Origin of the sequence: Flavobacterium sp. 102 (assembly GCF_003634615.1) — a bacterium.
Lineage (GTDB): Bacteria > Bacteroidota > Bacteroidia > Flavobacteriales > Flavobacteriaceae > Flavobacterium.
The window spans coordinates 1,404,391-1,418,439 of sequence record NZ_RBKX01000001.1 but is presented as its reverse complement, the minus strand read 5'-3'; the positions used below and the strand labels follow the sequence as shown (position 1 = coordinate 1,418,439).

The 14,049-nt window shown below is 37.4% G+C and carries 8 protein-coding genes; 6 read left to right on the top strand and 2 right to left on the bottom strand.

The window, feature by feature from the left end; genetic code table 11:
- Nucleotides 1–26: 26 nt before the first annotated feature.
- A complete protein-coding gene (gldJ, locus tag C8C84_RS06255) occupies nucleotides 27–1,745 on the bottom strand; it encodes a gliding motility lipoprotein GldJ (RefSeq protein WP_121312715.1) in 1,719 nt (572 codons plus the stop codon).
- A gap of 206 nt (nucleotides 1,746–1,951) precedes the next feature.
- On the opposite strand from gldJ, the gene porU reads away from it, so the two are divergent.
- From porU to C8C84_RS06230, 5 genes are all read left to right on the top strand, one after another.
- A complete protein-coding gene (gene porU, locus C8C84_RS06250) occupies nucleotides 1,952–5,869 on the top strand; it encodes a type IX secretion system sortase PorU (protein WP_121312714.1) in 3,918 nt (1,305 codons plus the stop codon).
- 38 nt (nucleotides 5,870–5,907) lie between these two features.
- Entirely contained in the window at nucleotides 5,908–7,101 is a 1,194-nt protein-coding gene (gene porV / locus C8C84_RS06245) for a type IX secretion system outer membrane channel protein PorV (RefSeq protein ID WP_121312713.1), read from the top strand.
- 155 nt (nucleotides 7,102–7,256) lie between these two features.
- Nucleotides 7,257–7,739 carry a cytidine deaminase gene (gene cdd / locus C8C84_RS06240; protein ID WP_121312712.1) on the top strand — a complete coding sequence of 161 codons (483 nt, stop codon included), beginning with the start codon at nucleotides 7,257–7,259 and terminating at the stop codon, nucleotides 7,737–7,739.
- A 140-nt stretch (nucleotides 7,740–7,879) separates the two neighbouring features.
- Nucleotides 7,880–8,881, top strand: a complete 1,002-nt coding sequence (gene pdhA / locus C8C84_RS06235; RefSeq protein WP_121312711.1) for a pyruvate dehydrogenase (acetyl-transferring) E1 component subunit alpha — start codon at nucleotides 7,880–7,882, stop codon at nucleotides 8,879–8,881.
- A gap of 2 nt (nucleotides 8,882–8,883) precedes the next feature.
- On the top strand, nucleotides 8,884–10,521 hold the full coding sequence (locus tag C8C84_RS06230) for a 2-oxo acid dehydrogenase subunit E2 (protein WP_121312710.1): 1,638 nt from the start codon (nucleotides 8,884–8,886) through the stop codon (nucleotides 10,519–10,521).
- A 62-nt stretch (nucleotides 10,522–10,583) separates the two neighbouring features.
- On the opposite strand, the gene C8C84_RS06225 is transcribed toward C8C84_RS06230, so the two are convergent.
- On the bottom strand, nucleotides 10,584–12,296 hold the full coding sequence (locus tag C8C84_RS06225; protein ID WP_121312709.1) for a T9SS type A sorting domain-containing protein: 1,713 nt from the start codon (nucleotides 12,294–12,296) through the stop codon (nucleotides 10,584–10,586).
- A gap of 438 nt (nucleotides 12,297–12,734) precedes the next feature.
- Here C8C84_RS06225 and C8C84_RS06220 point away from each other — a divergent pair, with 438 nt between their 5' ends.
- Nucleotides 12,735–13,442, top strand: a complete 708-nt coding sequence (locus C8C84_RS06220) for a hypothetical protein (RefSeq protein WP_147406817.1) — start codon at nucleotides 12,735–12,737, stop codon at nucleotides 13,440–13,442.
- The last annotated feature ends 607 nt before the right edge of the window (nucleotides 13,443–14,049 follow it).

Genomic DNA, 14,049 nt, shown 5'->3' with positions numbered 1-14,049 from the left:
TTTTGGTTTTATTCATAAAACTAAAATTAGTTTCTAGGTCTTTTCTTTTTGTCTGCTTTTGGACCAACTCTAGACATGGCACATCTAAAACCGATGTAGTCTGTTGCGATATCTTGTGGGAAGTATCTTCTTTGAGCCGGATCTAACCAATAGGCTCTATCTCTCCAAGAACCACCTTTGTAAACTCTAACATCATCATTAACTAAAGTCGTTCTCTTATTTGACTTGTCATATTTTTTGATCATGTTACCCAAACTGTCGGTAGAAACATTGTGTTGAGGAGAATCATACATTCTTTGGTCGTCTCTCAATTTTCCTTTTTCATCGCCTTCTTCTGAGTTACCAAATTTGAAATATCTTGTTGATTGTTTATCTCCATCACGATAATTTCTGTTGTCAGATTTGTCAAAGTTTTGTCTCAAATAAGTTTCTTTATCATCAACAGGCACTTGTGAAATTTGACCCGGCATATTTCTCGCTACAATTTTTCCGTTTGATAAGGTATCAAAAACTTGAGTTTCAGCAGTAACTAATTCAACTTTACCATCTTCTCCAATTTTGTTTTTCATATAAACGTTACCTCTGTAGTAGTTGAAGTCATTCGCTTCATCATCAACGATAGGTCTGTAAACGTCGGCAACCCATTCGGCAACGTTTCCTGCCATATCATATAATCCAAAATCATTTGGAGGATATGATTTAACTTTGTTCGTGATATCGGCTCCATCATCAGACCATCCTGCGATTCCACCGTAATCTCCTTTTCCTTGTTTGAAGTTAGCCAATTGATCTCCTCTTACTTGTCTTTTACCCGAACGAGTATAAGTTCCAGACCAAGGATATTTCTTTTGACCTTTGTAGGCATTGTATTCTCTTTGACCTACATCAGCAGCAGCGGCATATTCCCACTCAGCTTCAGTTGGTAATCTGTACTCAGGTAAAATTAAACCTGAACTTCTTTGAGCATAAACATTTTTTGGGCTGTTTCCTGCAGTATTTGTAGATCCCGCAGCAGCAGCTTTAGGAGCTTTACCAGCTTTTTGTCCTTTTTGTAAAACAAGATTAGTATCTCCACCTTTCGATGTTGAAGGAGAAGCAAGGTACGCTTCAGTACTGAATACTTTATCAGCCGCCATGTCTGTTACCTTTGAATCTTTCTTCAAATAACGTTGGTCTTCAAGAATTTTTTCGTTTACACGGTCAGTTCTCCAAATAGCAAACTCAGTCGCTTGAATCCAATTCACACCCACTACAGGATATTCAGCATAAGCCGGATGTCTTAAATAGTTATTGGTCATTGTTTCGTTATATCCTAAACGGTTTCTCCATACTAAAGTATCAGGAGAAGCGCCTTCATATATGTTTTTGTAATTTTCTTGGTCTGGTGGGAAAACTGTTTTTAACCAATTTAAGTACTCCATGTACATCATATTGGTTACTTCTGTTTCATCCATGTAGAATGACATAACGTGTTGCTGATTTGGAGTATTGTTCCAATCGTGCATAACATCATCCTGAACTTTACCCATGGTAAATGTTCCACCTTCAACCATTACTAAACCCGGACCAGTTGCTTGTTTTTTAAACTTCGAAGCATACTGAAAACCACCTTTTTTATCGTTGATTTTCCATCCGGTAGCTTTGGAACCACCTTTTGAATCGGATTTTTTACTACAACTAGTAAAACCAATCATTATCACTAATGACAGTAATAATTTTACAGCAATAATTTTGTTTACTTTCATATTTTTAGTAGGTAAAAATTTAGAGGCGCAATATAGGAATTAACCATTAAATCGCAACATCTTTTTTAAATTAATACTAAATTCGTCATTCATTGACGCATTTTATATACAACGCAAAAATAATAGTTTTATTGTATTTTGAACTAAAAAAAATATTTTTTTCCTTTTTAATACTATTTTGTTGAAATTTGCGTTTATTCTATACTATGAAAAAGATTATTACCGTTTTATTGCTATTTGTTACCTTCATAAGTATTTCTCAAGAGCAAGGAAGCGTTACTTTGAATTGGACTGAGAAAAAAGTGTTCTATCAAGGTGACTATTCCTTTAATATTCCACAATTTAATGTTGAAAATTTCCAGTTTGACAGTTACTCAAAAACCCTCAACTATTTACTGACTTTTAATCTCACTAGTGATATTCCAGAAAACGGCATGCAAATCACTAATCTGGTTTTTGAACCTATAGCAGAAAACCAATTGGGTGATTTAGATCCAAAAAACATCCCTACTTCTTTTAAATATAGTTTTAGAACTAATGCAGCCCGTGATCAATTTTATGGAAATTTATCTGTTTCTCCTATTATTAAGGAAGGTAATTCATTTAAAAAATTAATCTCTTTCAATTATTTGGCTCAGCAAAACCAAGCCAACAGAACTATAAACTCATCCAATAATGTAGAAGCCATTCAAAACTCTGTTTTAAGCTCAGGGAATTGGTATCGTTTTTACATTAAAAAATCAGGCGTCTACAAAATCAGCAAGAGCTTCCTTCAAAGTTTAGGCTTAGACACTAATGTTGATCCGAGAAAAATCAAAATTTTTGGCAGTGGCGGCAAAATGTTACCCCTATTAAATTCTGTTGCGTATCCCATAGATTTAGAAGAAAATGCCATTCAATTTATAGGTGAAAGCGATGGTGTTTTTGACAGTCAGGATTATATTCTTTTCTATGCGGATGGATTAGACAATTGGAATGATGATTACAAAACCAATCTGAACATCTACACCGAAAAGGCTTACTTTTATGTCACAACAACCGGTGGAATAGGTAAAAGAATCACTGAAATGGCTCAACCCACCGGAACGGCTAATACCAACATTACCACTTTTGACGATTATCAATTTTACGAAACGGAAAAGATAAATTTCACCCGTTTGGGCAGGCTGTGGTTTGGAGAAGATTTCAACTTCAATAACATACAAGAATTTGATTTCAACTTTCCGAATTTAGTTACCACTGCTCCTATGCAAATATCGGTTCATGCCGGTTCTTCTGCTTTTACGGCTACCAATTTTAAGGTTGAGGCCAACTCTCAATTGGTAGGAAACATCAACATAGGCGCACTTAATGTTGTGAGCAGTGTAAAAATCTTGGAAGGCATTGTAACCAACAATGTAAATATTTCTTCAGAAGACGTGACCATCACAATCACTTATGATAATGGTAGTGTTCCGAGTTCTAAAGGATATTTAGACTTCATCAACATCAAAGCCAAAAGAAACCTTCAAGGCTATGGAAAACAATTTAGATTTCAGTTTGACCAAGCCAATGCTTTGTCCGGGATAGGAGAATATCAACTCTCAAATGCAGCAGGAATAAGTCAGGTTTGGGACATTACTGATATATATAATGTAACCAAAGTTGAAAATGCCAATGCGAGTTCATTTTCGTTCAAATCCGATTTAGGAGAAATCAGAAAATATATTGCCATTGACAACACGGATTTTTATATTCCTTCCAAAGAATCTAAAGCTAAAGTAGACAATCAAAATCTAAAAGGAACCATATTTACCAATGCGCAAGGGCAATTTCAAGATGTTGACTACTTAATCATAACACCCAAAAATCTCAATTCTCAAGCGGAGAAGTTGGCTAATTTCCATAGAAATTATTCCAATTTAAAAGTCAAAGTGGTGAATTTAGAAAACATATATCCCGAATTCTCTTCAGGAAAACAAGATATTGCAGCCATCAGAAACTTTGTCAAATATGTTTATGAAAACGCTTCTTCTTCTGACAATCGCGTTAGATACCTAAATCTCTTCGGTGATGGTTCTTATGATTTTAAAGATCGAATTCCAAATAACACGAACATTGTCCCAACCTACCAAAGCTTGAACAGCTTTACCGAATCAGAATCTTCTTTTACCTCTGATGACTTTTTTGGATTAATGTCACCCAATGAAGGCCGAATGGATTTTGGCACTTTACCTTTAAATGGGCAATTGAGCATTACTCCTAATTACGGTCAACTTGATATTGCTGTAGGCCGAATGATTGTCAGCTCAACACAACAGGCAGAAGAAATGGTAAACAAAATCATCGAATACCATGATATAAAATCTTATGGTAATTGGAGAAACAACTACGTCAGCATTGCCGACGATCCATCAATTGGCAGCAATGGCCAAGCTACTTCAGACAATCAATTACAGTACTTTCAAAACCGATTGACAGATAGAATCACACTGGAAAAACCTTTTATCAATCCTAAAAAAATAATCTTGGACGCGTATGTTCAAGAAACTTCTGCCGGTGGAAAACGCTATCCTAAAGCCCGTGAAGAACTCTTTGCTGCTTTCGAAAAAGGCGCTTTGGTCTTTAATTATTTAGGACATGGCGGTGAAGACGGCTTATCCGAAGAACGCATTTGGGAAAAATCAGACGGACAAAATTTAGCCAATCGATACAAATATCCTTTATTCATAACGATTACTTGTGACTTTTCCAGATTTGACAATCCCTACCGACCAACAGCCGGAGAATACACTTATTGGAACCCAAAAGGCGGTGCTATCGCCATGATAACCACAGTTCGGTCTATTGGACAAACTACTGCTCAATCTTTTAATGATGTTATGGCGCAACAGCTTTTTGCTTACGGAAGCAACAATTATCCTTCTATTGCAGAAGCTTTACGTAGGGCTAAAAACATCAGCCCAAATTCGGCCACTAATATTGTATTCTATCTTGGAGATCCGGCTTTAATGTTGGCTATTGCCAAACCTAAAATAGTGTTGACTGAAGTCAATGACATGCCTATAACGGGACCAATTGACGATCTAAAATCATTGGCCTATGTGAAATTATCCGGACAAGTTTTAGATGAAAACGACAATCCTTTGCCAACTTACAACGGTGAATTATCGGTAAATATTTTCGACAAAAACATTACTGTTAATACACTAAGGAATGACGGCACTAACGCCTATAATCCTAGTGGAACTACACCAGCCCCAGCCACAATGGCTTTTACAGCTTTAGGCGAAACCATTTTCAGAGGAAATGCGTCTGTAAATAATGGCCAATTTGAATTTGGATTTGTTGTACCCAGAGATATTAGAATCCCGGTTGACAATGGAAAAATCAGTTTCTACTCTAAACGAAATCAGATATTACTAGACAAAAGCGGTTACAATACCGATATTAAAATCGGTGGTATTAACACCAATGCTGTAGCCGATAATACCGGCCCAACAGTAAGACTGTACATGAATGATGAAACATTCGTCAATGGTGGAATTACGAATGAATCACCGTTTTTACTGGCTATTTTAGAAGATGAACACGGAATAAATACAGCAAGCGGTATTGGTCACGACATAGTAGGCATTCTTGATGGAGACGAAAGCAAACCGTACATCATGAATGATTATTATGAAACCGAGTTAGACGATTACACCAAAGGAAGGGTTTATTTCCCTTTCCGAAATTTAGCGGTCGGTTTGCATACACTTACTTTCAAAGCTTGGGATGTATACAACAACCCAATCACAGCCGAAATTCAATTCGTAGTAGTGGGCGACGAAACTATTGCACTCGACCATGTTTTGAATTATCCAAATCCGTTTGTGAGCTACACCGAATTTTGGTTTTCTCACAACAGACCTTTTGAACCTTTAGACGTACAAGTACAAGTGATGACTATTACCGGTAAAATTGTTTGGTCTAAAAATCAAACCGTAACCACCGATGGTTTTCTTTGTAGAGAAATTACTTGGGACGGAAAAGATGATTTCGGCGACCGAATTGGAAAAGGGGTTTACGTCTATAAATTGACCGTAAAATCCACTTTATCGAATAAAAAAGCAGAAAAAATAGAAAAACTTGTAATCCTTTAGGAAAATACTATATTTGTTAACTTTTATTAAAATTGAAAATGAAAAAAATTGTAATCCTCTTTATATTATTTACCACAATACCATCTATAAAAGCCCAGCAAGATAGTCGTGTAATCACAACAGGAGTTCCATTTCTATTAGTGGCAGCTGATGCTCGTGCAGCTGGTTTGGCTGACCAAGGAGTAGCCACTTCAGCCGATGCTTTTTCACAACAGTGGAACCCGGCCAAATATGCTTTTTCACTTGACAAACAAGGCTTTACCGCAAGTTACACACCTTACTTAACTGATTTGGTGAATGACATTTCATTAGGCCAAGCCACTTACTACAACAGAATAAACGAAAGAAGTGCTTTTGGGGTGAGTTTACGTTACTTCGGATTAGGAGAAATTGAATTCAGAAGAGAAGCAGAAGATGTTCCGGTAATTGTAAAACCAAACGAATTAGCCTTAGACGGTTCCTACTCTTTGAAACTAAGTGAAAGATTCGCCATGTCGGTTGCAGGTAGATATATCCGTTCTCAATTAAGATTCCCAACCGAATCAGGTGGCGATGCCAAACCAGCCAGTACTTTTGCAGTGGATATTGCCGGTTTTTACCAAAGTGAAGAAACTGCATTGGCCGATTTTAACGGACGCTTGAGATTGGGTTTCAACTTTCAAAACCTAGGACCGAAAATCAATTATGATGCTGGTGCTTCTGATGATGATAGTGCCAACTTCCTTCCGGCCAACATGAGAATTGGTGGTGGTTATGATTTTATTTTTGACGAATACAACAAAGTATCGGTAAGTGTCGAATTAGCCAAACTTTTAGTGCCAACACCACAAAGTGCCGACCTAGATGGTGATGGATTAATCACATCACCTGAAGAATTGGCTTTAAGAGATGAAAACAATGCTGAATACAACAAAGTAAACTGGGTTTCAGGTATCTTCAAGTCATTTGGTGATGCGCCCGGTGGTTTTAGCGAAGAATTACAAGAGTTCACCTACTCTGTAGGTGCTGAATATGTATACCAAGATTCATTTGCAATGCGTTTAGGTTACTTTAATGAAAGCCCGGAAAAAGGGGCTAGAAAATTTTTCTCTCTGGGTGCCGGATTTAAATACAACGTAGTTAAAGTAGATGTATCTTATTTATTCTCTGCTTCGAAAGTGAAAAACCCATTAGAAAACACCCTTCGTTTCTCCTTAACATTTAACTTTGGTGATAAATACGAAGAATATTAGTAGGTAATCAATCATAAGTATAACATCCAAATTTCAAAATAGAAATTTGGATTTTTTTTCCTCAATAATGAAATAACCATTTGAAATAATTCAATCAAAACTGTAAATCCTAATAATGGTTATTCCATTTTCCAATAAAAAATTATTTAATTCGAATGAAAGAAATAAACATCAATACCTCGTTCACCGTTTTTCAGTCTGTCAATGAACTTCCGCAAGATGTACAATCATTAATGCAACAAGCAGTTAAAATCAGAAAAAAAGCGTATGCGCCTTATTCTAAATTCAGAGTAGGTGCTGCATTACTCTTAGATAACGGAAAAATTGTTTTGGGTTCCAATCAGGAAAACGCTGCTTATCCTTCAGGGCTTTGTGCCGAAAGAGTTGCTATTTTTCAAAGCGGCGCCATTTATCCGGATGCCAAAATAATCAAATTAGCGGTTACAGCTGCCTCGGACAACAACGAAACTAAATCTCCAATTCCACCATGTGGTGCTTGTCGCCAATCGATTTCTGAATACGAATTCAAACAAGATTCGCCAATAGAAATCTATTTTATGGGCGAAAGCGGAGAAGTTTACAAATCAGATTCGATTAAAAATTTACTACCGTTAAGTTTCGACAAAAACTTCTTGTAACAAGCAAAAATTACTGCTTTTAAATTTTACTTCTTAAGTGGAATGTTTTACTTTTGCCTTTCGCAAATTTGTGTGTGAGTGAACTATTTTGCGTTGAATAATAATTTAGATCTTAATAACGCTTTAGCAAAAAGAAACAAATGAAAGAAGTAACAAGAGAAGTTTATTTGAAATGGTATGAAGACATGCTGTTTTGGAGAAAGTTTGAAGACAAACTTGCCGCACTCTATATTCAACAAAAAGTTAGAGGATTTCTTCACTTATATAATGGTCAGGAAGCCGTTTTGGCCGGTGCATTGCACGCTATGAACTTAGGCGGAAAAGACAAAATGATTACGGCCTATCGTAATCACGTTCAACCAATCGGAATGGGTGTTGACCCAAAGAAAGTAATGGCGGAACTTTTAGGAAAAGTAACGGGAACTTCCAAAGGAATGGGCGGTTCAATGCACATCTTTTCTAAAGAACACGGATTTTATGGTGGTCATGGTATCGTAGGAGCTCAAATTCCTGTGGGTGCCGGTATGGCTTTCGCCGATAAATATTTTGAAACCGGTGGTGTAACCCTAACCTATTTTGGGGATGGTGCAGCACGTCAAGGTTCATTACACGAAGCTTTCAACATGGCCATGTTATGGAAATTACCGGTAGTATTCATTTGTGAAAACAATGGATATGCGATGGGAACTTCTGTTGAAAGAACAGCTAACCACACCGACATTTGGAAACTGGGTTTAGGGTATGAAATGCCTTGCGGACCAGTCGATGGAATGAACCCGGTAAAAGTAGCCGAAGCCATGCATGAAGCGATGGAAAGAGCGCGTCGTGGAGACGGACCCACTTTCTTAGAAATGAAAACATACCGCTATAGAGGTCACTCTATGTCGGATGCTCAATTATACCGTTCTAAAGACGAAGTGGAAGAATACAAAAAAATTGACCCAATTACCCAAGTATTGGATGTCATCAAAGAGAAAAAGTATGCTACTGAAGCAGAAATTGAAGCGATAGACGAAAGAGTAAAAGATTTAGTAGAAGAGTGTGCCACATTCGCCGAAGAATCTCCTTTCCCGGAAGCGCAACAATTATATGATGTGGTGTACGAACAAGAAAATTATCCTTTCATCCCTCACAGACTATAATTATGGCAACAAAAATCACAATGCCGCGTTTGAGCGACACGATGACGGAAGGAACTGTAGCCACTTGGTTGAAAAAAGTAGGTGACGCAGTTAAAGAAGGCGATATTTTAGCAGAAATCGAAACCGATAAAGCCACCATGGAGTTTGAATCTTTCAACGCCGGTACATTATTATACATAGGAATCAAAGAAGGAGAAACTGCCACAGTTGATTCGCTTTTAGCCATCATCGGTAAAGAAGGCGAAGATATTACAGGATTAATTTCGGGAGGCAATTCAACACCTGCAACTCCTGAGGCAAAAGCAGCAGCCCCGGCTCAAGCTGAAACCCAGCCGACAACCGATAACAGTCAACCGACAACTTTTCCAAAAGGAGTTGTAGTAGTAACAATGCCTCGTCTAAGTGATACGATGACCGAAGGTACCGTAGCCACTTGGTTGAAAAAAGTAGGTGACGAAGTTAAAGAAGGAGACATTTTAGCCGAAATCGAAACTGATAAAGCCACAATGGAATTCGAATCTTTCAACGCCGGTACTTTATTATTCATCGGAATCAATGAAGGACAATCGGCACCAGTTGACAGCGTTTTAGCCATCATCGGTCCGGCAGGAACTGACATCAACGGCATAGCCGAAAATTATAAAAAAGGTGGCGCTGCTTCAGCTGCTACTCCGGTAGCGACTGAACAAGCTACAGCAACGACACCTATTGCCGAAGCAACGCAAACAGCAGATGGCGGAAGAATTTTTGCTTCTCCATTAGCCAAACAAATTGCGAAGGACAAAGGAATCAACTTGTCTCAAGTAAAAGGCTCAGGAGAAAACGGTCGCATCACCAAAAGTGATGTGGAGAATTTCACTCCATCCAATGTTACACCGAGCGCAGTCGAGGTGCAACAACCGACAACTGACAACCGACAACCGACAACTTCTGTACAACCATTTGTTCCGGCCGGAGAAAAGTTCAGCGAAGAAATCAAAAACTCGCAAATGCGTAAAACCATTGCGAAACGTCTTTCGGAATCAATCTTTACTGCGCCACATTTCTATTTGACTATTGAAGTTGGCATGGACGAAGCGATGAAATCTCGTGCCGTTATCAATACCGTTCCGGATACGAAAGTATCATTTAACGATATGGTAGTAAAAGCTTGTGCTATGGCTTTGAAAAAGCACCCACAAGTGAATTCTCAATGGAGAGAAGACGCAATGATCATCAATCACCACGTCAATATTGGCGTAGCCGTAGCTGTTGAAGACGGTTTAGTCGTTCCGGTATTGAACTTTACAGATCAAATGAGTTTAACTCAAATTGGTGCCAGCGTAAGAGACTTAGCCGGTAAAGCCAAAAACAAAAAACTAACACCTGCCGAAATGGACGGAAGTACGTTTACCGTTTCTAACTTAGGAATGTTTGGCATTCAGTCATTCACTTCTATCATCAACCAGCCAAACTCAGCTATACTATCCGTAGGCGCGATAGAAGAAAAACCGGTGGTTAGAAATGGTCAGATTGTAGTGGGCAATACCATGACCTTAACTTTAGCTTGCGACCACAGAACCGTTGACGGTGCTACAGGAGCGCAATTCTTGCAGACATTGAGAATCTTCTTGGAGAATCCGGTAACGATGTTGGCGTAATAATTAAACGTTCAATTATAATTAATAAAACCCGCTCATTTGAGTGGGTTTTTTATTTATCATTATTCTTTGACAATCCTTAATGTCTTTTGACCGGTTTCTCCTTCCACTTTTAGAAAATAGTTTCCGGAAGTTAGAGTGCTTAAATCCATTGTCACATTATTATCACTAAATGATCGCTCCAATATTTTTTGTCCCAAAATAGTATAAATCACTACCGACTTTAAAACCACACCTGAAGATAAAGTCAAACTATTCTTAACCGGATTGGGCGCATATTGGATGGATAAAATATCATTACTGGTTGTTCCCAATATCAACTGTACCGTCACAGGTAATTTTGCTTCACTTTCTATACCGTTAATGGTTTGTGTCGCGTAATAGGTCGTATCATCGACCAACAATGTGCTTAATGGTAAAGGAAGCGCTGTTTCATTTTTATCAGTAGCCGAAGCATACCATTGGACATTGGTTCCATTCACAGCAATATTGGCTAATGTTGCGCCGGGAGCCAATGTTTGGGTAGTTAAGCCTGTTGGCGCAGGGACTTCTGACTCTACTATTGCTACATCTGTTATTATCAACGGATCACAACTATAATTTAATCCTCCTTCACTATCCCAAATAGTAACCACATGTAATCCTAAAGAAACATTTTCAAAAACATTACTCGCTTGTCGGGGACCAATATCCAAACTATACTCATAAATACCATAACCGCTTACAGAAACAATAATACTTTGCACTCCTGATAAATTAATGACATTATAGCCAGCAGGAACCGCTTGAACTATAGCTGCCTGACCGGACTGTATAACAGAAAATGGTGCTGCAGTTGCAGTACATCCTAATGGAGAATTCGATGTTACAGTAACGGAATAATCTCTAGTCGCTCCGGTTAAATCTGGAGTATCTACAATGTAAGTATGGTTATTAACACCCGCAATTAAAGCTCCGTTTTCATACCATTGAAAACTATAAGAAGATGAATTTGCAACTCCACTATCTAATGTCAAAGGGCTAACTACAGTACCGGTCATAAAATCTACACAAATAATATTTACATTATTAACTGTATTAATTACAGGATTAGGGCTAGTCTCTACTTGTATATTTATAGTAGTAAGAGCATAACATCCTGTTGAATTATTTTCAACTCTTACCCAAATAGTCTGTCCATTTGTAGCAACGTAATTTGTGGATGGAATTATAGGAGTAATTCCAGCATCTGCATTTGCTTGAGTGGTAAAATATCTGACAGTATATAAATTAGGATTCTGACCATTTAATATTGCGGGAGCAAACATTGTCAAATTAAGTGCCATAATACCATTATATGGATTCCCGTCAGTGTCACAAGTTGATAATGACTGTGGTCCTGTAGCATGAGTTTTTGGGTTAACAATTATTTGAAATTGACCAAAAGCTACTTCATTAGTATTAACATTTCTAATTCTCACATAAATAGTTTGCGCGGTTGATTGAATATTATAATAAATACTCGGACTTCCTATCCCACCACCTCCAACTTGTGCATCGGTTGAACTTTCATGATATGTAATTTGATAATCTGATGTAACTCCCGTTTGGACGTTCAAGATTACTGTGCTTTGAACTGTCAAATCAAACAGAGCAAATCCGTCATAATCATCATCACACACAGATATATTTGCCAATGTTGGCATTGTAGGAACAGTTAAATCCAGCGCTATAGGATTTGCAACACAAATAGGACACACAAATAATGTCATCAACCAAAAACAAAAATACTTCATAAAAACAGTTTGAAAACCAAATGTATAAAAAACATTTGTAAGACTATACTATATTTAATTAATATTTATCAAAGCTCAAAACATAAAAAAATTATTCTTCACCTATGCTCTCAATTCTTTCATCAAAGAAATTAATCTAATCCACAAACTTCAAAAATCTCCTTAGAAAGATATTTTAAAATAACTTGTTCCATAATCCCGTTAGGGATATAATATCGGTAAAACAATTCCCTAACATAAAAAATCCCGTAGGGATGATATATAGATAACAACGGGTTTCAAGCCGCTACCCAATAAAATCAGTCTCTAACCTCCTTTCAGTACATAGCTCAAAAACTGTTTAACATTATTTTAATATTATGCGCACATACAATGGCAAGCTGTTTGTAAGACGTTCTGTGTGAGATGATTCACAACCAATCTTTAAACAAAATCATTATGAGATCAACTTCAGAAACCAGTTACGGAGCAAGAATCGGTAACGCAGAAAAATTGGTAGCAGCTTTACAGAATTTCGATAACTACCTACCAATTAAACCAGAGTATAGCATAGACAGTTATACAGATTTAATTAATACAACAAAACGTTTGAACAAAACAGTTGCCGAAAAAAAACAAACTTATTCCCTCGCAGTCGAAGAAAGAATTCAAATTTTTGAAAAAAGACCGGGAGCAATAAACAAAATCTTGTCACCAATAAACAGTACCATCAAAGGAATATATGGTCGAACCGGCAAAGAATCCATAGATGTGGCAGGGATTATTGCAAAGATGAGAGGAGCCAATTCAAAAAATACTATTTCAATGAATTCAAATGAAGCCACAGTAAGTCAATCTTATCAATCTTACAATTCAAGAGCCCAGTATTTCTCAGACCTAATCGTTAATCTTACCAATTTTGGTACTAACTATGAACCTGCTAATACTATTTTGGCGGTTCAAAGTTTAAATGACCTCTATAATGAAGCGATTACTTCGAATGCTTTAGTAATGGATACTTATACAAAGTTTGCCCAAAACAACGCATCGCGTATTGACAGTTACTACACACTATCCCAAACTGCAATCAGAATAAAGGACAGTGTCAAAGCACAATACGGAAACAATTCAACAGAGTACCTGCTGATAAAAGGATTAAGAATATAATCCGGTTAAAATTTTATAAAGCCTGATAGTTTTAAAGCTATCAGGCTTTTTTACTTTATAGCAAATTGTCTATGGATAACCATACTAATCATTGGAATAACCAACCTAATCATTAGAACAGCGAGCCTAACCTTTTGAATTGCTAACCTTACCGTTTGAATTATCAACCTAACCATTAGTATAGCAAACCTAACCGTTTAAATTACCAAGCTAACCATTAGTATAGACAACCTATGCCATCATACAACAAGTATTGTCGATAGCAAATAACAATATCCCTGCACAATGTCTCCCTGAGCGCAGTCGAAGGGCTTATAAAACAAAAACATCGTTTAATGAAAAGGTTTCAAAAAAAAGCCTGTCTGCCGGTAGCCAGGGCAGCGGATTAACCCAAGGTGCACGCCGCACCTATAACAAAAAACCCCTCATCGTTAGATGAAGGGTTTTCAAAAAAAGGCGGCGACCCCCGATAGCTATCGTCCCGAAAGCTTTCGGGACCACATAACTGTAGTACCTATAAACAAAAAAGTCCTTTACTTTCGTAAAGGACTCTCTAAAAAAAAGGCGGCGACATACTCTCCCACATAACTGCAGTACCATCTGCGCA

Bases quoted from the DNA above. Each gene is read 5' to 3' on its own strand.
- C8C84_RS06230 (WP_121312710.1), top strand. From the start codon at position 8,884: ATGGCAACAAAAATCACAATGCCGCGTTTGAGCGACACGATGACGGAA.
- gldJ (WP_121312715.1), bottom strand. From the start codon at position 1,745: ATGAAAGTAAACAAAATTATTGCTGTAAAATTATTACTGTCATTAGTG.
- porU (WP_121312714.1), top strand. From the start codon at position 1,952: ATGAAAAAGATTATTACCGTTTTATTGCTATTTGTTACCTTCATAAGT.
- porV (WP_121312713.1), top strand. From the start codon at position 5,908: ATGAAAAAAATTGTAATCCTCTTTATATTATTTACCACAATACCATCT.
- pdhA (WP_121312711.1), top strand. From the start codon at position 7,880: ATGAAAGAAGTAACAAGAGAAGTTTATTTGAAATGGTATGAAGACATG.
- C8C84_RS06220 (WP_147406817.1), top strand. From the start codon at position 12,735: ATGAGATCAACTTCAGAAACCAGTTACGGAGCAAGAATCGGTAACGCA.
- C8C84_RS06225 (WP_121312709.1), bottom strand. From the start codon at position 12,296: ATGAAGTATTTTTGTTTTTGGTTGATGACATTATTTGTGTGTCCTATT.
- cdd (WP_121312712.1), top strand. From the start codon at position 7,257: ATGAAAGAAATAAACATCAATACCTCGTTCACCGTTTTTCAGTCTGTC.